General features: G+C 37.5%; 15 protein-coding genes. 5 read left to right on the top strand and 10 right to left on the bottom strand.

Annotated features, from left to right (window positions below; translation table 11 throughout):
* Nucleotides 1–10 precede the first annotated feature (10 nt).
* The 3 genes from opp3C to CFK40_RS02625 form a co-directional block, all read right to left on the bottom strand.
* Nucleotides 11–1,156 (bottom strand): oligopeptide ABC transporter permease, encoded by a 1,146-nt coding sequence (gene opp3C, locus CFK40_RS02635; RefSeq protein ID WP_089530541.1) that lies wholly within the window; start codon nucleotides 1,154–1,156, stop codon nucleotides 11–13.
* Nucleotide 1,157: 1 nt separating this feature from the next.
* Nucleotides 1,158–2,087, bottom strand: coding sequence for an oligopeptide ABC transporter permease (opp3b, locus tag CFK40_RS02630; protein ID WP_089530540.1), 930 nt, complete (start codon nucleotides 2,085–2,087; stop codon nucleotides 1,158–1,160).
* Between the two features lie 168 nt (nucleotides 2,088–2,255).
* Entirely contained in the window at nucleotides 2,256–3,953 is a 1,698-nt protein-coding gene (locus CFK40_RS02625) for a peptide ABC transporter substrate-binding protein (protein WP_089530539.1), read from the bottom strand.
* Nucleotides 3,954–4,270: 317 nt separating this feature from the next.
* On the opposite strand from CFK40_RS02625, the gene CFK40_RS02620 reads away from it, so the two are divergent.
* The gene (locus CFK40_RS02620; protein WP_089530538.1) at nucleotides 4,271–4,639 is read left to right on the top strand and encodes a DUF3899 domain-containing protein; all 369 of its coding nucleotides are present in this window, start codon (nucleotides 4,271–4,273) and stop codon (nucleotides 4,637–4,639) included.
* A 136-nt stretch (nucleotides 4,640–4,775) separates the two neighbouring features.
* On the opposite strand, the gene CFK40_RS02615 is transcribed toward CFK40_RS02620, so the two are convergent.
* Entirely contained in the window at nucleotides 4,776–5,684 is a 909-nt protein-coding gene (locus CFK40_RS02615) for a DUF1002 domain-containing protein (RefSeq protein ID WP_089530537.1), read from the bottom strand.
* 210 nt (nucleotides 5,685–5,894) lie between these two features.
* Between CFK40_RS02615 and CFK40_RS02610 the strand changes: the two genes are divergently transcribed.
* Both CFK40_RS02610 and CFK40_RS02605 read left to right on the top strand, forming a co-directional pair.
* Nucleotides 5,895–7,064, top strand: a complete 1,170-nt coding sequence (locus CFK40_RS02610) for an MFS transporter (protein ID WP_319418024.1) — start codon at nucleotides 5,895–5,897, stop codon at nucleotides 7,062–7,064.
* 147 nt (nucleotides 7,065–7,211) lie between these two features.
* Nucleotides 7,212–7,457 (top strand): YuzB family protein, encoded by a 246-nt coding sequence (locus tag CFK40_RS02605; protein ID WP_089530535.1) that lies wholly within the window; start codon nucleotides 7,212–7,214, stop codon nucleotides 7,455–7,457.
* A gap of 651 nt (nucleotides 7,458–8,108) precedes the next feature.
* Here CFK40_RS02605 and CFK40_RS02600 read toward each other — a convergent pair.
* Both CFK40_RS02600 and CFK40_RS02595 read right to left on the bottom strand, forming a co-directional pair.
* Nucleotides 8,109–9,275, bottom strand: a complete 1,167-nt coding sequence (locus CFK40_RS02600) for an iron-containing alcohol dehydrogenase (protein ID WP_089530534.1) — start codon at nucleotides 9,273–9,275, stop codon at nucleotides 8,109–8,111.
* A 1-nt stretch (nucleotide 9,276) separates the two neighbouring features.
* Nucleotides 9,277–9,672 (bottom strand): RidA family protein, encoded by a 396-nt coding sequence (locus CFK40_RS02595; RefSeq protein WP_089530533.1) that lies wholly within the window; start codon nucleotides 9,670–9,672, stop codon nucleotides 9,277–9,279.
* Between the two features lie 355 nt (nucleotides 9,673–10,027).
* Between CFK40_RS02595 and CFK40_RS02590 the strand changes: the two genes are divergently transcribed.
* Nucleotides 10,028–11,383 carry a S8 family peptidase gene (locus CFK40_RS02590; RefSeq protein WP_089530532.1) on the top strand — a complete coding sequence of 452 codons (1,356 nt, stop codon included), beginning with the start codon at nucleotides 10,028–10,030 and terminating at the stop codon, nucleotides 11,381–11,383.
* 181 nt (nucleotides 11,384–11,564) lie between these two features.
* On the opposite strand, the gene CFK40_RS02585 is transcribed toward CFK40_RS02590, so the two are convergent.
* A complete protein-coding gene (locus CFK40_RS02585; RefSeq protein WP_089530531.1) occupies nucleotides 11,565–12,170 on the bottom strand; it encodes a lysozyme family protein in 606 nt (201 codons plus the stop codon).
* Between the two features lie 307 nt (nucleotides 12,171–12,477).
* Complete coding sequence (locus tag CFK40_RS02580) at nucleotides 12,478–13,563, bottom strand: NAD(P)H-dependent flavin oxidoreductase (protein WP_089530530.1); 1,086 nt, start codon at nucleotides 13,561–13,563, stop codon at nucleotides 12,478–12,480.
* Between the two features lie 426 nt (nucleotides 13,564–13,989).
* On the opposite strand from CFK40_RS02580, the gene CFK40_RS02575 reads away from it, so the two are divergent.
* A complete protein-coding gene (locus CFK40_RS02575; RefSeq protein ID WP_089530529.1) occupies nucleotides 13,990–15,282 on the top strand; it encodes a hypothetical protein in 1,293 nt (430 codons plus the stop codon).
* 157 nt (nucleotides 15,283–15,439) lie between these two features.
* Here CFK40_RS02575 and CFK40_RS20870 read toward each other — a convergent pair whose 3' ends face one another.
* Nucleotides 15,440–15,592 (bottom strand): hypothetical protein, encoded by a 153-nt coding sequence (locus tag CFK40_RS20870; RefSeq protein ID WP_161493808.1) that lies wholly within the window; start codon nucleotides 15,590–15,592, stop codon nucleotides 15,440–15,442.
* Nucleotides 15,593–15,832: 240 nt separating this feature from the next.
* Entirely contained in the window at nucleotides 15,833–19,000 is a 3,168-nt protein-coding gene (locus CFK40_RS02570; RefSeq protein ID WP_405196566.1) for a DEAD/DEAH box helicase, read from the bottom strand.
* Nucleotides 19,001–19,077 lie beyond the last annotated feature (77 nt).

Genomic DNA, 19,077 nt, shown 5'->3' with positions numbered 1-19,077 from the left:
ACCTACCTTATTATTTGTGCATTTTAGGATCAAAAGCATCTCGTAATCCATCGGCCACTATATTAAACGCAATCATGATTACTGAAATGACAATTGCCGGATATAATAGTAAGAACGGATATATTCTAAGATAATCAAATCCTGTATTAATCAAGGTTCCGAGTGATGCTTCTGGTGGCACTAAGCCAAGTCCGATAAAGCTTAAAAATGCCTCAAAGAATATTGCACTAGGTATCGTGAACATCGTATTAATAATAATGACTCCACTAATATTCGGCATTAAGTGCTTTGTAATTATTTTAGAAGCCTTTGTCCCTAATGTTCTTGATGCTAATACATATTCCATGTTTTTAATTTTTAGTATTTCACCACGTACAATCCTGGCCATGCCGATCCAGCCAGTGATCGTCAAAGCAATTGTTATCGATATAATACCTGGTTGTAGGATAATAATCATGAGTAGGATTACCACTAAGTTTGGTATACCAACAAGAACTTCCAAAATACGTTGCATCACATTATCCACTCTGCCACCAGCGTAACCAGAAATACCCCCATAGGCTACCCCAATAATAAGGTCAATCGCTGCAGCTAAAAAGGCAATATATAAGGATACACGCGTTCCTTGCCAAAGTCTTGTCCACTGATCTCGACCTAGGTTATCTGTCCCTAACCAGAAATAAGTGTTTTCCATGTCTTTCGCTTCATAAATATGGTAAGTAGCTTCAACAGTTGCTGAACTTTCTGTACCGTTTCCTTCATTAACTACTTCAATATCAATAAAGTCCTCTTTATTATCATATCGTAAATAAGCCTTTTGAGTAGCTTCTTCAACGGTGGCACCTTCAAATTCACCACCATGTGTTCCATCAAAGCCTAACCAACCGATGTCGTCTAGTGCTGCAACACGTGGTGGCATAGTCCCTCTTGTTACATCTTGATCGTTATAGCCATATTCGTTCATACCAGGACCAAAAAAGCTCAGTAACATAATAATAATTAATACAATCATTGACACTATAGCTAGTTTATTTTTAAAGAATGTTCTTGTCGCATCCTGTAGAAATGTTCTACTTGGTTTCGCAATCTTTTCACTAGTATCTTCTTGATGCTCGAGGGGTTCAAAAAGTTCCTTTGGTAATTTATTCTGATCCATTTTAAAGCTCCCCTCCAGTAATTCTGATTCTAGGGTCAATTATTCCATATAAAAGGTCGACTACTAAAATAATAACAACAAATAAAAATGCAAATAGCAGTGTTGTTCCCATAATTGTAGGGTAGTCATTGACCATAACAGATGCTACGAATTGTTCACCCAAACCGGGTATTGCAAAGATTTGTTCAATAACGAGCGTACCAGTCATTAAGCTCACTGCCATCGGTCCAATTACAGTAACAAGAGGTATTAATGCATTACGTAGTCCGTGTTTAAAAATTATTCCCGTTTCCGTGACACCCTTCGCTCTTGCAGTAAGGATAAAGTCTGATCCTAGTACTTCTAGCATCTCTGTTCTGGTGAAACGAGCTGCTGTTGCCATTGGAAAAATTAATAATGAAATGGTTGGTAATATGGAGTACTCAAATCCTTCCCATAAAGCAACTGGAAACCAACCTAGTTTAACTGCGAAGGCCCATTGCAGAAGACCTGCAAATACAAATGATGGTATAGATGTACCAAGTACAGCTAAAACTGTGGAACCATAGTCAAGAAAACCATTATGGAAAACTGAGGCTATTAGACCAAGGAGTATTCCTAATAATGTACCAACTAACATAGCCTGAAAACCTATCTGCAGAGAAGGACCAATTCTATCCATTATTATATCAGTAACTGGTGTGTTCGAGAATGCAAAAGAAATCCCTAAATCACCCTGTACAAGTCCACCTATATAATTCAAGTATTGAATTGGAACTGGATCATTAAGTCCATACTTTTCTAACACTACTGCTGCCTGTTCTTCTGATAGTTTATTTTCAGCATTAAGTGGGCTCCCTGGTAATAGTTTCATAAGGAAGAACGATATTGTAGCAATTAAAAATAAAGTTATCGCCATATACATAATACGTTTCAGTATATATCGCGTCATACTTGCACCTCCCAAGAATTTTGTAAATTCATGTTGAAATATCCGATTGTTTACAATTATAAGACTTTTTTTAGACATTGGAAAGAGAGTATATACCGCTTGGAATATACTCTCTTTTACCAATTTACATAACACAGCATATTCTATATTATCTTCCTACGAATATGTTTATTCAGTCGCTGCGACACTTGCCCATTTGTAATCATAAGTAGCACCCATTACGTTTTTAACTACACCTTGAATCTTAGGCGAAATTAATTGTGCACGAGCACTTTGATACAATGGAGCTACTGCTGCATCTTCAGCTAGAATTTTTTCAGCTTCTAAGAATGCTTCATAGCGTTTAACTGGTTCAAGCGCTAATTCATTTACAGTACTTTGAACTAATTCATCATATTTTTCGTTTGAATAACCCATATGATTGTTTCCACCGTCAGTCAACCATAGGTTTAACCAAGTGTATGGATCTAGAAAGTCAGGACCCCAACCAGCATACTGGATGTCATAATTCTCACTTGTATCTAATTCTAAACGTTGTTCAAATGGAACTTGCTGCAATGTAATTTCTAGTCCAGGAAGATTTGATTCCAATTGGTTAGCAAGGAATTCGTTCGTAATCTTACTTTGTGTTTTATCACTACCTAAGAACCCTAGTTCAACTTTCTCTTTACCAATTTCTTCTAGGCCCTTTTTCCAAAGTTCCTGTGCTTTTTCTACATCATATGTTACCAGATCCCCATTGATTTCCCGGAAATCTTCATTGGTTTCAGGATGGAACGAGAAGTCTGTCGGTACAAAACCATTGGAAACAACTGATCCGTCATTTAATACCTCATCAACCATAGCCTGTTTGTTTATTGCCATGCTAATTGCTTTACGAATATTTACGTTAGCAAGTGCTTCAGACTTTGTTTGGTTAAGTTTCAAATAGAACAATGATGCTTCTGGTGTAATTGTAAAGTCTTCATGTGATGCATATTTATCTACTAGATCAGAAGAAATAGTAGCGCGATCAGCTTCACCTTTTTCATATAAATCTACTCTAGTTTGTGCATCTTTTACAACATCAAATGTTATTTCTTCTAACTTAACAGTTTCAGCATCCCAGTATTCTGGGTTTTTCGCTAATGTCCAACTAGTTGAAGTACTCTTCCAATTTTCCATTGTAAATGGTCCGTTAGATAATAACGTTTCAGAGCTTGTTGCATAATTGTCGCCTTGCTCTTCGACGAATTTTTCATTTAACGGGAAGTAAGTTCCAAATGCTGTTAATGATTCAAAATATGGTGTTGGTTTTTCAAGTGTAACAACTAATGTATAATCGCCGTCAGCTTTCACACCTAATTCTTCAACAGGCACTTCGCCTAAGTTAACAGCTGTTGCATTTTTAATTACGCCGCCCATCATGTATGGACCGTACTCAGAACCAGTTGCAGGATCCACTGCGCGTTGCCATGCATAAACAAAATCATGTGCTGTTACAGGGGCACCGTTTGACCATTTTGCATCCTCACGAAGATTGAATGTCCATGTTAAACCGTCTTCGCTTACTGTATGATCTTTAGCAATACCTGGAACCATTTTGGAATCCTTATCCAGGCGATAAAGACCTTCCATCGTATTCCCTAGATAAATAAAAGCAAGTTCATCAGTAGCCATAGATACATCCATTGTTGGGATAGTATCCGATTCTAATAGATTAAGTACTTGCTTTACATCTTCGCTTCCTTCTGCAGTTTCTCCACCTGAGTCACTGCCACTATCTGAACTTGTGCTGCCCCCGTCATCTCCACTTGAGCATGCAACCATGAATATACTTAGCAAAATACCTAATGCCAGCAGTAATGAAAATTTTGACAATTTCATGGTATGTTGACCTCCCCTATTTTTGTTTTTCTAAACATGTAGTAAAACTCCCTACTCTATGCATTATACAATTTTTCAAACTACTTTGCAGTACTTTTTTTGAAAAATTATTTCGAAACTTTGATATGAAAGCGCTTTAGATTACAAAAATAGTTCTTTATACCTATACATATTTACTTATTTCTTACACTATTTTACTCATTATGTCATAAGTTTCTTTTAAATAGTTAACTAGTAATCTAATTATAATAATTCACATTTTTTTGCTATAATATTTGCTATAATAATAGATATTCTATATTGAAGGGTGTACATGTATGGTTTATATAAAAAATAAATGGATTTTTCTTCTGATTAATATATTTGTAGGTACTATATTATTTCTGACTTCTGCGCCAGTGTATAATCTAAGGCATTTTATTGATTCCTTATTTTATGTAACACTTGCATATTTCATCTTAATGCTATTTTTATTTATTATAAAAGGACGTTTCTTTGATGGCATCTCATGGAGTTTCCGAAGATTTCGTTCGGTCATGTCCAAAAAAAGAGATTACTTAGTAGAGCTTGGAGATACCCCCATGCCATCTGATCGCATAAGCATCCCGTTTTACCGATTTATTGCATTCCAAACATTTGCTTTATTGGTCACACTTACTTTACTTCTCGTCGTTTACTATAGTTAACAATGTACTACTAGGATTGCTATAACTCCTGTTTAATTCTGCTATCATAACAACAGTAACAGTTGTAAGTTGGCCATTCTCGTATCTCCAAAATAAAATGGAGCCCATACTATAGAACTCCACTTTTATACATTACTTAGTTAAATAGCCCTTTAAAGAAGTTACTTAGCGCCTGGAAAAACTCACTAAAGAAATTGGCTACTTTATTCCAAAAGCCTTCATCTAACCCTAGTTCATCCGCTTTATCTTTTATTGTATTCGTTAAATCTTCCAGCTGGTTTTTCACTTTATCAAAATCAATATTTAAGTCACGCATCTTGTTAAAAAGGTCTACAAGCATTTGACGATCCGCTTCACTTAGTGAAATGTTTAAATTACTTAGTTGCTCTTGAACAATTTGTTCTACCTCTTCTTTTGTCGCTGGGTTTTGTTCAGCAATATCTTTTTTAATTTCAGTTAAAAGTTCACTTACTTTCTCCTGACTTAGACCATCCTTTTTGGCAAGATCCGTTGCAACGCCTAGTTCCTCATTAGCAAGCTCCATCCGTTCTTTATCTAACTCGACGCCTTGTACATCATATGCTTTATAAATCCCTGTAAGTGCAGAGTGTCCACTAACTTTAACAGGTGAAGCAACATCTACTGTTGCATTTTCCACACCTGCAGTTAATAATGCATTCGCGTACATTTCGCTTGTTACCTCTGTGATATTGTCAGGTGTTTCTATATTTATTGTTAGACCTGTACCTTCTTCCTCGCGCACAATTTTAGCAGATGAAAACATCCGAGCTTCAGGATTACCATTAATATATTTTGCAGCATCCTCACCAGTGATTGTATATTCTTCTACCGCTTGATCATCATTTACATGCAATAATTCTCTTACTTCCTTCTTTTGTGCATCAGATAAATTACCACCTAGCACAAGAATTGGAACACCTAATTTTTCATTAATGCTTGTGGTTGCATATGCTGGCTTTGATAGTCCTACTATAAGGGCAAAAGCTAATAAGATCATCATTGTAGTTTTCATTGTTTTGATCATTCGTAACGTCACTCCTTTATTTGCTATTTTACCACAATCATCCGGTAAAGAACTTGAGCATTTACCTTTAAATTTACTTCGAACTTCTATATATTTAGGGTACCGAAATAAATTGTTGGAAAGAAGGGCTTTGTCATCACTGATCAAACTCCTATTGTAAAACGAAATTTAACTATTATGTGGTTTGCAAACTTTTTCATTGCAGGAAGCATGACTATGATACTCCCGTTTATCTCCCTATATATAAAAACATTTGGTAACTTTTCCGATTCCTATGTACAAAGCTGGTCAGGTTGGATCTTTGGTATTACCTTTGTATCGGCCTTTATTTTCTCCCCCATTTGGGGCAAAATTGGCGATAAATTTGGACGAAAAAAGATTCTAATCACTTCTGGCCTAGGGTTAGGCTTATCTGTATTATTAATGGGGTTCGCCACTTCCGTATGGCAGCTTTTTTTATTGCGCTTATTTATGGGCGTCTTCACAGGCTTTATTCCGACTTCACAAGCCATGATAGCAACACAAACACCAAAAAAAATCGCTGGAAGTGTCCTTGGTACCTTACAAACAGGAAGTATCACTGGAGCACTCGCAGGGCCATTGCTTGGTGGTGCGATAGCCGACATCTTTGGTTACGCAACTACCTTTAAATGGACATCAATCGCGTTATTCCTATCAGCAATCATTGTTTTATTTGGAATAAAGGAACTGAAAATGAGATTCTCCGACGATGAAGAGTATCAGACCTATTCAAGTAAACAGGTTCTATTGCATATCGTTCGGCAACCGGTATTGCTCATCGTCATGTTAATTTCAATGCTTGTTCAAGTCGCTCATTTTAGTATACAGCCAATATTATCTTTATATGTTGCAGAGATACACGGGACAGCAAGTATTGCCCTATTCTCGGGAATGGCTTTTTCCGCAGCGGGGCTTGGTAATTTGCTCATGGCAAAACAGTGGGGCAAAATTGGCGATCGAATTGGATATGTAAAAATAATGATCATTTTATTATTTATGGCTGGTATCGTGTATTTCCCTGGGGCTTTTGTTACAAATATCTGGCAATTAATTGTACTGCGGTTTTTACTTGGCATATCGATTGGCGGTATCATACCAGTTCGTATTGCCTATATTCGACAGGAAGCACCACTCTCTATGCAAGGAGAGGTACTTGGGTATAACACAAGCCTGCGTTTCTTAGGTAACGTCATCGGCCCAGCGCTTGGTGGAATGTTAGCTGGTTTCTTTGGGTTTTCAGCGGTATTCTTTGTAACTAGTGGTTTACTTGTAATAAGCGGCGTTATTATGCTGGTTACCTGGTATCGACATGAATACGAAGGTAAATTCCAGCATGCATTTTCTTCTCATAGGAATTAAGAAAAGCGCGCTGAAGCTAGACAGTTGAAATCGCTAACCCTCAGGTATGGCGATTTTTTCTAAAACATTAAAATTGAATTTATAGCTCGTATATGCTAAAACTAACAGAGTCATGAAATAATAATGTTTAGAAAGAAAGTGATAGCAATGGGTATAGTCATAGTCGACGTTTGCGACGGAAATGCCATCGCTACTATTAATATAGAAGAAATTATTGAGAAAGAATTTCCAGAAGTTGCTGTTTTGATGAATGAATGCCTTTCATTTTGCGGGTTGTGCCGACTTAAACCATATGCGTTAGTCAATGGAAAACGTGTTTCTGGTAATACACCTGAAGAATGTTTGGATAAAATAAGAGAAGCAATAAAAAAAGAACTGGCTGTATATCACTAACAGCTAGTTCTTTTTTGCTTGTTTTTTCAATTGGTTTAGCAAAGTCTGGTGCTATTGATATAAAATGCGCCATAATTAAAATCATGTTCGGTGCCCTGTGACCGCTGCGGAAAAAACACTACGCTTTCCGCGGGCTCGCGATGAGCCTTCCCGCAGGAGTCTCCGTGTTTTTCCTTCGCTAGGGTTGAGCTCCTCCTAAATTCATAACATTCATCTCTTCACTCTTCAGTGATTGGAGCGGAGGGCAGTCGACTCCTGCGTGAGGATAGGCATAGGTGAGACCCCGCAGTGCGGTAGGAGGCCACTGAAAAAGTGATGGATTTTAAAAATTTAACTTTTCACCCTAACTTAGCATCTCGAATATACGGAGACTCCTGCGGGAAGTAAGAGATCGGCGAGACCCCGCAGGACGGCAGTCCGAGGAGGCTCGACACTCGCCCGCGGAAAGCGGAGTATATTCGAAGATGCGATGGTAGATCCACATATTTTTTATTATATTTAACTTTTTCAGTGGCCTCGTGCGGTAGCACGAGGAGGCTCACCAGCCGCCCGCGGAAAGCGACTGCCCGCAGCGGAAATCACGTTGCTGTTATGTCGTAGTTTAAATATTTTGTGTCAAAAACAACAATCTTTTAGAAAACTGCCTTTCAATTATAAACTTGCTTGATAAATCTCCTTGGAGTCCTCTTTGTTTAGCTTTTTAAAATTACCATATTCCTCGCGAACCTGAACAGTTTTTCCTGCCATGGTTTCAACTGTGCTTTCATCAATATCGTAATCTGCAAGCTTATCTGGCGCACCAATGCTAGTCCAGAACTCACGTAGCTTCATAATTCCTTCTTCCGCAATGTCACGATCTGCTTTCCCATTAGGAACAACATCAAATACGCGAACAGCAAGTTGCTTAAAACGGGCGATATTTTCATCCAGCACATGGGTCATCCAGTTAGGGAATAATATTGCAAGACCACCACCATGTGGGATGTCATGAACTGCAGATACAGCATGCTCCAAATTATGTGTTGCCCAGTCCCCCTGATAGCCCATGTTCAACATGTCATTAAGCGCTAGCGTTCCACTTAACATAATTGTTTCACGATACTCATAGTTTTCCGGATCATCCAGTAATTTAGGAGCGGTTTCAATTACCGTCCGTAAGATACCTTCACAAAAACGATCCTGTATTGGCGTATTAGATGTATGATGGAAATAATGTTCTAATACATGGGACATGATATCAACCATACCATATACCGTTTGCTCACGTGGCAAGGACATGGTGTGTGTTGGGTCTAAAATGGAAAACTTAGGGCTTGTGTGTGGAGATCCCCAGCCATGTTTTTCGTTCAGCTCCCAATTTGTAATAACCGACCCACGATTCATTTCCGAACCAGTTGCCGCTATTGTTAGTACAGTACCAAATGGAAGCGCGTCTTCTGCTTCTACTTTTTTCGTAACAATATCCCAAATATCAGCATCAGACTTTGCACCAGCAGCGATTGCTTTTGTACAATCAATTGTGCTACCACCGCCAACAGCAAGTAAAAATTCAATTCCCTCTTTTTTACAAATTTCAATTCCGGCGCGGGCAGTTGTCACACGAGGGTTGGGTTCTACTCCAGATAATTCATGAACCTCCGCACCGATTTCATTTAACTTTTCTACTACATTATCATAAATGCCATTTCGTTTAATGCTTCCTCCACCGTATACGATCAATACTTTTTTTCCGTACACTGGAACTTCTGTTGTCAAAGCTTCTAATTGCCCTTTACCAAAAATTAACTTTGTTGGATTGTGATAGGTAAAATTATTCATATCAATCCAACTCCCGTTCTACTTTCGTGTAGACAACAACATCCATTTCTACTAGTACATCTTTAGGTAACCGACTAACCTCCACAGTCGCACGTGCAGGATATGGTTTTTCTAAATATGAACCATATAATTCATTTACTATACTGAAATTATTCATATCATTGATAAAGATTGTAAATTTCGCAACATGTGAGAAGTTTGTATCTGCTTCTGATAGTATTGCTTTCAAATTTTTCATTACTTGTTCTGTTTGCGCCTCAATTCCTTCTACAACTTCACCAGTTTCGGGATTAATACCGATTTGTCCTGAGACATATAAAAAGTCTCCAGCTTGAATCGCTTGTGAATAGGGCCCTATAGCACCTGGAGCATTCTTTGTATGGATTTCTTTTAACATGTAATAAAAGCCTCCTTGTTTTTTCTTATAATAATGCCATTATAATCTTTCTTTGGGAAAAATCGAAGTAACTCGATTTACTATATGTTTATTTCGAGGGCAAGGGTAAACGTGCTTTGTTCGTAATACGCTATCCAACTACACTTCTGGAATATCTATAAACCCTGTTCACAGTAGCTGTAATTATTCGAGTTATTATCGTTCGGCGCACGAATAATACAAACTTATCTAACGCCCTTTACTAGTCTTTAAGACTATGAGACAAGGGCCTTTTTTAATAATCTAGCTACAAACACCGCCATTTCTTTTTCATTCCTTCATAGAATAAATCATCACAGTAAAAGGAGTTGGTAGAATGCTAGGATTTTCAATGATTCAGCTTACCAGAAATTATAGTGAAAGGTTCGACAAAGATCTGCGACAAAAACTAATCCATTTATATAAACCCTTTCGCCGCACCCCTTGTTTTTTACATCGTCCATTAGAAAATTTTTTAAAAAGGACAAAGAAGTTTCCCGTTATTATTGAGTTCGACCAAAAAGATGTCCCCTTATCTTCGTCTTTAAAAAAGGCTCGTCAATTAGTCAGGAAGAAGGCTAGATCCAAGTTAAAGTACGAGTATTCCAGCACATCCAGTTGTTCAGCGATCCTAACGGCATCATCAATTGAAAAACTCATGCACAACGATTGTCACATCAAAAAAATTTATTATGATCGAGAAGTCAAAGCCTTGTTGGATGTTGCTTCTCCATCCATTCATGCAGAACAATTGAATGAACAAGGTTTAACCGGCAAAGACGTAAACATTGCCATCGTTGATACGGGGGTTCATCCGCACCCAGATTTAAAACAGCCGACTAACCGAATTATTGCCTTTAAAGACTTTATTAACAACAAAATGGAGCCTTATGATGATAATGGACATGGAACACATTGCGCAGGAGATGCGGCTGGTAACGGTTTCTCTTCAAACGGAAAATACCGTGGGCCTGCTCCAGAATCTGGTGTTATTGGCGTAAAGGTTCTCAACCAAATGGGATCAGGGTCACTTTCCACTATTGTTTCAGGAATTCAGTGGTGTATCAACCATAAGGAAGAACATCAAATTAATGTGATTTCCCTATCTTTAGGGGCCGCAGCTGATGAGTCTGACTGTAATGATCCGCTTGTTCAAATTGTTGAAAAAGCATGGGAAAGCGGTATTGTTGTTTGTGTAGCTGCTGGAAATTCGGGTCCTGATCAAAGAACGATTGCAACCCCCGGAATCAGTTCGAAGGTCGTGACTGTTGGGGCTATCGATGACCAAAACACAGTTGATCGTGCTGATGAAGAAGTTGCATCTTTTTCAAGTCGTGGACCTGCGTGTGGAGGAGTATCGAAACCGGATTTATTGGCTCCAGGGGCTAATATCATCTCTTTAAGAGCTCCGGGTTCTTTCCTAGACAAAATAACGAAATCGAATCGAGTCGAGGACAATTATTTCTCTTTATCAGGCACATCGATGGCAACTCCCATCTGCTCTGGTGTAGCAGCTCTTGTTCTTCAAGCTTATCCAGAGTTTTCCCCTGACGAGGTAAAGCAACAACTTCTTCAAGCTGCTGTTGATAGGGGATTGCCATCCTATGTTCAAGGCGCGGGATATTTGGATGCCGAAAAGGCTGTCACGCTAAATGATAACAGCGGTAAAAGTGAGAAATCGACACAACGTTAGTGTTGCCTGGTATATGCCCCATTCCTATTAACGTATATTCATATTTGATGAATAACAAAAGCCCAGTTCCTTCAATTTATAAAGGTATGCTGGGCTTTAATATGTTCTTAGTATTTAAAAATCTCCTTACATTTTTCCACATAACATTATTTTACGGATAGCGATTTTTCCAAACATCCAATTACCCAGAGTTTAATTTCTCACGCATCGCCAATATATCTTGCACGTAATAAATGTCTCCGTAGCAGGCATTAATTTCCCGTGCTCCTTCCCGTAAACATCTATATTTGGATTTGTTCGCAGCACTCTCATACATCTTTTGGGAAAAGTTAATAGCGACTTCCTGGGTATACTCTCCCTTATTTTCCAAAGCATACTCAATAAAGCCTCTACCAAAATTATACGATTGAATCGCGAGCTCTAGGTCTCCATCTGCCGCATTTAAAGTTTCAGAAAAATAATAGACCCCTTGTTTAATAGATTGTTCAGGATCCTTGATACAATTCCTTTCCCCGCAATAGCTTTCAGAAGCTTGCATCGGATCATTTCCACGGCCACCAGATTCTTGCATCATCATTGCCAACAAGATATCCACATAATTTTCAACCTCATTTTTTTTTGCATACTTTTCCACAAGAGGCTGGTATTGCTTCACTTCATCGCTAAGTATATCTTCATCTACTTTGAACTCCGTCTGGACCAAAAGCGATATGATTACTAGCAACCCAATAATTGAAGCGGTTGTAATGAAGGCATTACGGACTGCTATTTTTGTTTTTTGTCTCATGTCATCCCTCAACTTTTTACTAACTTATCACAATTCAATAATACTTCCACGGTTCAGTTGAAGCAAAAGATAAAGTTATCCCCAGCTTCTTTCTGTATTTGTGAATTATTTTCCCTTATTTTGTACTAGAATTTACGTTCTGCACAAAATATTGAGTTATCCTCAACTTTGTCCACAGGTTGTGTATAACTTTTCAGGATATGTCCACATCATATATTCCTTTTTTCATCCTAGATGAAACACGGACAGAACCACTTCTGGGTAGGAAGCGGTTCATGTAGTCGATTGCTATTTAATTGGAATTATTTTATGACTCTTCAAACTCCAACTCAAGCTGATTCGTATCCGTAGTAGGCTCATCAATCAACGAGACTAGTATTTCTGCAACTGTCTCTTCATTCACAATTGATCCTACACCTTGTCCTGCCCATAATGATTGAAACTCTGAAACAGCAAAATCTTTACTTGCTCCCCGAATATCTTTCGTAAGTTCATTTTGGATTGGAAAAGGCAGTAAATCAAAACCACTTACTTCCACTTCGCCAATGAAGCGATTCATAATTGCTCGTGCTGGCCTTCCGGAAAAGGCGCTTGTAATGACTGTATCTACAGCTGATGCTTTTAGTAGTGACCGTCGATATGCAGTGTTTGTTCCAGCTTCTTTTGCGACTAAGAATTTAGTTCCTAGCTGAACACCTGATACTCCCATAGCCATAAGCACATCAATTTGACTCTTATTTGAAATTCCACCCGCAGCAACAATTGGTACATCAAGATTTTCCAAAAATTCCTGAACCATGGAAAGTAAGCCAAGGTTACACCCATTTGGATATCTCACTACATCAAATGTCCCGCGATGGCCACCCGCTTCAAATCCTTGGGCAACAATAATATCATAACCTGCTTCAACTAATTGATTTGCCTCTTCTAAATTAGTTGCCATTCCAATCAACGTTACATCATTTTTCTTCAGACGTTCGATTAATACAGACGAGAGTACACCAAACGCTGTACTGACAACTGGAATATCTTTTTCAATGATTACATAAACCTTTTCCTGCAAATAATCATAAATCTTTACGGATTGATTTCCAGAATCAATTTCCAGTTCTTCTCGGTATTTATTCAGAAAGTGTTGCATTTGCTCTACATCACTAGAAAACGCTTCTAAGTTTGTTGCGAAAAGATTAACGGCAAATGGCTTATCTGTTAATTGTTTTACTTGATCAATTTCATCTCGCAAAGACGAAGCACTCATATAGCCCGCTCCTATAGTTCCAAGTCCACCAGCATTTGCCACCTCAGCAACGAGTTTAGGAGTTGTAATGCCGCCAGCCATTCCTGCTTGAATAATTGGTATACGTAAATTAACGTTTTCCAAAAGCTTCCCCATGCTGTGTCCCTCCAATTTTTTAACTATTTATACTAAACATACCACAAAAACTGATATTTTTATGCGTATATTGTACTAAATTACCAATTATTATCATCTAGTATTCATGTCACAAAAATAACATATTTTATCTAATGGACATAATATCAGTGGTTTTGTCAAGTTTCCTATCTTTCCTTCTTGACAATATTAAGAAAATTCCGTACCATAATAGAGATTAGCGTAATATGTCGTTTTTTATTTCGTCAATTCTCGCATGTCAAAATGGAGCTAAACCTATATTCAAACCAAAAAGGTACTATTTCGATTAACGCCTTCGAACGTAAACTAGCAATACGTGTAATCTCACAAACCCACTCCTTAAGTTGACAGCTCTATCTAATTATAGGAATAAACAGTAAACAAATACGGAGGTAGGTCCACAAAATGAAGATAAAAATTGCGGTATTCGGTAGGGAAGAAATAATTAAGCGAATGAATGATTATGTAGAGGGTCAAGATGATATTGAAATAATCCCTTTCACCTATTCAAAAGCGGTAGAAAACGTTGATTTAATTGAGAAGGCTTTTATGTGCGACGTCTATTTATTTGGTGGTACACTTCCTTACTTTTACGCTAAAGAAAAAATTGATAGAAAGCGCTTACCCGCTGTCCAAGTGGCATTTGATGAATATATGATTCTAACGTCCTTTTATCGTTTGAGAAACAATCACAATCAAGCGCTGGATCGCATATCAATCGATGTGTTACACAAGGAATATGTTGAGGAAGTAATTAGTGAATTAAACATGGAGGATCGGGATATTTATACCTATAGCTATGGGGAAGATTCTATATTAGACATCGGCAAAATCTTTCATTATCATAAAGAACTTTATCAAACAGGAAAGATTGATTATGTATTAACTTCAATTGAGGAAGTGGAACAAAGACTCATTGATGAAGGCATCCCAACAAATAGGATGCTAATTCCAAAATTGAACCTGGAGCGTGCTGTTGAAAAAGCAAAGTCAATTGCTACATTAAACAAAAGCAAGAGCGCACAAATTGTTTCAGGTTTTGTTCAAATTAAGGACTTTGATAAAATTCTTGTCCAACAAGGGGAGATTTCAGCACAAGAAATGCTTCTTAAGCTTCATAAAATTCTATTAAAATTTGGCCATCAAACTTACTCTTCTGTTTTAACAAATGGTGATAACCAATTTTCTATATTCGGTACAAGGGGCATTCTTGATCATATTACGAATCATTACCGCGATTTCCCCTTATTACAGGAGATTGCTCGTTCACTAGGTATTCCAGTAGAAATCGGATTTGGCTTAGGCTTAACAGCAAAACAGGCTGAAGATAATGCTAAGCTTGCACTTGAAACATGTAATCATTCGGAGGAAAGTAGCTGCTTTATCGTAAATGAGCGGAAAGAAACAATCGGACCTCTTGGCGTAGCGAAACATGTCGACACATCACGGTTATACCACGCACTTATTCACCGAGCTAGACTAAATAATGAGTTATCCTATAACTTTATTGATTTTATTAACTTACGCAATAATGAAGCCTTCTCTGCAAATGATATATCAAACTATTACCAGGTGACAAAGCGTAGTGCAGAGCGTACCATTCACAAGCTTTTAGCGGGCGATGTAATTCGTGTTGTTGGTGAAGAAAAACCATATGTTAAGGGTCGACCACGGAAACTGTTTGAGTTAACGTTATAGAAATGGTGAAACAGAGCTAGGTTTGATAACCTGGCTCTGTTTTCATGTGTTGTTGTTTTGGGGGAAGTTTGGATGAGCGTTGATTTATCGAATTAAGCGGTGACATCCAGCTACGAACGCTGACAAAAAAATACCCCTGTCTCAAGGGATATTCGTATTATCCTTTATTGTCATTAAATAGGTAACTCATAATCTGCTCGAATAAAGCAACATCATCTGTGATTAAAAAAACTGGCAACAGTAAAATTGCAAGCACCACCGCAAGATTGGCAACAAAAAATTTCGTTATTCCATTTGCAATTTTCTTCATTTGTTACATCCCCTTTTGTACTTTAATAAGAGCAAACACCACTACCATAAATTGCTACGTTTAGTGTACCAGATAAACGAACAAATTGCAGGTTTTTTATGATAATTCAGTAAATTAAAATACAAAAGTTTATTACAAAGTAACATTCTGTTGGTTAAATTGTCAACTAAGTTTATCTCCCATCCAAAGGCTGATTAAATCCCCATGAGCTTGCTTAGGCTCATGGGGTAATCAAACAAATTATAAACTTAGTAATTCACGTATATCACTTTCGCTAAGGCTTGAAAGCATTTGCTCTCCTGGCTGAATCACTTGATCAATTAATTCACGTTTCTTTTGCTGAAGGGCAAAAATTTTATCCTCAATGGTTCCTTTTGTGACCATACGTATTACTTGAACGACATTTTTCTGTCCAAAGCGATGGGCTCGACCAGTAGCTTGATCCTCTACGGCAGGATTCCACCATAAATCATATAAAATGACAGTATCTGCTCCTGTTAAGTTAAGCCCTGTTCCTCCCGCTTTTAATGAGATAAGGAATACACTTTTTTCTCCATTATTAAAGCTTTCACTCATCTGAACACGTTCCTGTGATGGCGTTTGACCATGTAAATAAAAGTAGCTAATCCCATCTTCTTCTAGCTTTTTCTTAATGATTTCATGCATGCTTGTAAACTGAGAAAATATCAACATCCGCTTCCCATTTGCTACAGCATTGTTGACTGTTTCCATTAATTGTTCTAACTTACCTGATTTTCCTTCATAGTTTTCAATAAATAAAGACGGATGACAGCAAATTTGTCGCAATCTGGTTAGACCTGCTAATATTTTCATCCGGTTTTTATTAAAATCCTGATTGCTTAAGGATTGCGCTGTCTCCTGTTGTAGTTCACGTAAATATCCCACATATAATTCTTTTTGTTGTTTGGTTAGTTCTGATACGTGGACCGACTCAATTTTGTCTGGCAGCTCTTTTAATACATCTTTTTTCAATCGGCGTAAAATAAATGGTTTTGTTAGCATAGCAATTTTAGAATGAGCCAACTGTTTAAAATTCCGTTGATTAGGCATTAATCCTGGTAAAATAACTTGGAAAATTGCCCACAGTTCATCGATTGAATTTTCAATTGGTGTGCCACTAAGTGCAAAGCGATGCCCCGCCTTAATTTCCCGGATTGCACGTGATGTTTTCGTTACATAGTTTTTAATATATTGTGCTTCATCTAAAATCAGGGTGTGAAATGTTATGTCTTGGTATAATGCGATGTCTTGCCGTAATGTTGCATAGGACGTAATCCAAACTTCATCCCCTGTATTTGCGTCAATCATTGCTGCGCGTTCTAACGGGCTACCTGCGATTACACGGACTCGCAAGTCTGGTGCGAATTTTTCACACTCATTTTTCCAATTGTATAGAACAGATGAAGGCGCCACAATTAAATGCGGTAAATCCTGTTTTAATGACAGCAAATATGTAATACTTTGGATGGTCTTTCCAAGTCCCATATCATCTGCCAATATACCACCTAAGTGATAGCTACTTAACGATTTAAACCACTGGAATCCGGTCTCTTGATAATTGCGCAGGGAAGCTTGTAAATTGTCTGGTATCTCATAAACCTGTTCTTCTGGTGATTTTAGATGATGCAAAAGTTTTCGAAACGTAGGATCATAATTTTTTTTCGTTTCAATAAGGGCGTCGACCTGTGCACCTCTGTATGCAGGTAACTGAACACTTCCGTCTTGTATATCTATCTTTTTCAAATCTAGTTCAGACATTAACTCTTGAATCGATGTGAATTCATCGCTCTCAAGTGATAATAATGCCCCACTGTCCATACGATAATAGCGCTTTTTCTCTAGAACGGCGTTAAGGATTTGGTTAATTTCATTATCATTTATTCCGTCAATACTAAAACCAATTTCTAGTAGGTTGTTCGATGATTCCAGTCGCACACTTGTACTTGGAATTGGTTCGTTCTCCATATAAAACTTTCGTAAATCTGAGGTAAGAAAAAGATCTACATACGATTCAAACATTGGAAGCACATCGTATAAAAATTCATACAACATTTCCTCGTCTGCATCAATGTATAATTCTTTTCCATTAAAGTGAAAATTCGCATGCTCAATTAGCTGCATGATTTGTTGTTCTTTTTCTACATCTCGAATGATCAAGACGTCCTCTTCTTTTTTTCCATTAAACGGATCTACTTGATACGCCCCATAGTGATATTCCAATCTTCCAGTAATCCAATCTGCCTTTAAATCAATATAAAGTTTTGCCTTGAGTGGAACTTGAATTATCTCGGATGCTACACTTTCAGATATTTGTACATCACCGACCTTTTTTAGTGATGGTACAACTTCAGATAAAAATACATCCGCTTGATCGGCTGGAATTGGTAGATTTGGGTTATCCCTAGAAATTTCACTTACCTGCTCAAGCATTGGTACCTGATCTTTTTTTGGAAAGTAAAAAGTCCCAGTATCAAACATCAATTCATACTTGGTAAAATAAATGGCATCCTGCATCCCCTTTACTGCAAGCGCAAGCTCCTTGTTGTTTTTTTCTAGTTTAAATTCATAAGGAAGTTCATCTTCCACAATTGAAATGTCACGAAAAACGTCTCGTTCAGTGTCCACAATAAAGTCCCGTTCGACCAATTTTTTTAATAAAGGTTTTGCTAGCAATGGAGAAATAGAAATGGAGCGCCCTTCTGAAATATGTGATTGATAGCGATATAATGAATGACCGTCGTATAGCCGTTCATTTTGTACGATGGACATGATTGATTCAAATAATTCTAGATCCTCTGCATCAAAATAATGCAGTTCTGGATTATAGGTGAATGTTTTCGTAAAAAAATGCTCTCGCTCTTGAAATACATCCTGCAGGAATGCGTGTATATCTTTTACAACTAAACGACGCTTTTCTCCTACTTTAAGTTCAAGAAATAATGTATCATTATATGTCCACTTACAAACATACTCTACCTGTAATTGTTGACGATTGATACTTAGGCTACTTGCACGCTTTTGTTGTTGTATATCCGTAATTGATTGAATAAAATCCTTTGTCTTTTGAAATTTATCCACTTGACGAAAAACTCCCTGTTCCTTATGCCTTTTACCAATTGCAAATAACACCGCAACTATATGCTTACATTGATTATAGGTTTTAAACGCTGGGCAATCGCAATAGGCATCTGAAAGCTCATGCGGCCACCTTTTTGTATTCACTTCCACAAAGTAACTTTCACTTCCATAAACCGTTGCCGTCCATACATGAAAATTAATATCGTATAATAATTCAGTTACCCTTCCCTGATGAAAATATTCTAGACCTCGTTCATATACTTGGGAAGGAAATAATCGTTGCATATGGAAAATATCATAGCTTTTCAAATCAGGTTAACCCTACCTTCTTGTTATCATTACTTATATTGTATACAACATATCGATCTTTTTAAACTAAATCAAGT

Source organism: Virgibacillus necropolis, assembly GCF_002224365.1.
GTDB classification, from domain to species: domain Bacteria; phylum Bacillota; class Bacilli; order Bacillales; family Amphibacillaceae; genus Virgibacillus_F; species Virgibacillus_F necropolis.
The sequence above is the reverse complement of the archived record's forward strand: the minus strand, read 5'-3'. Positions and strand labels throughout refer to the sequence as shown.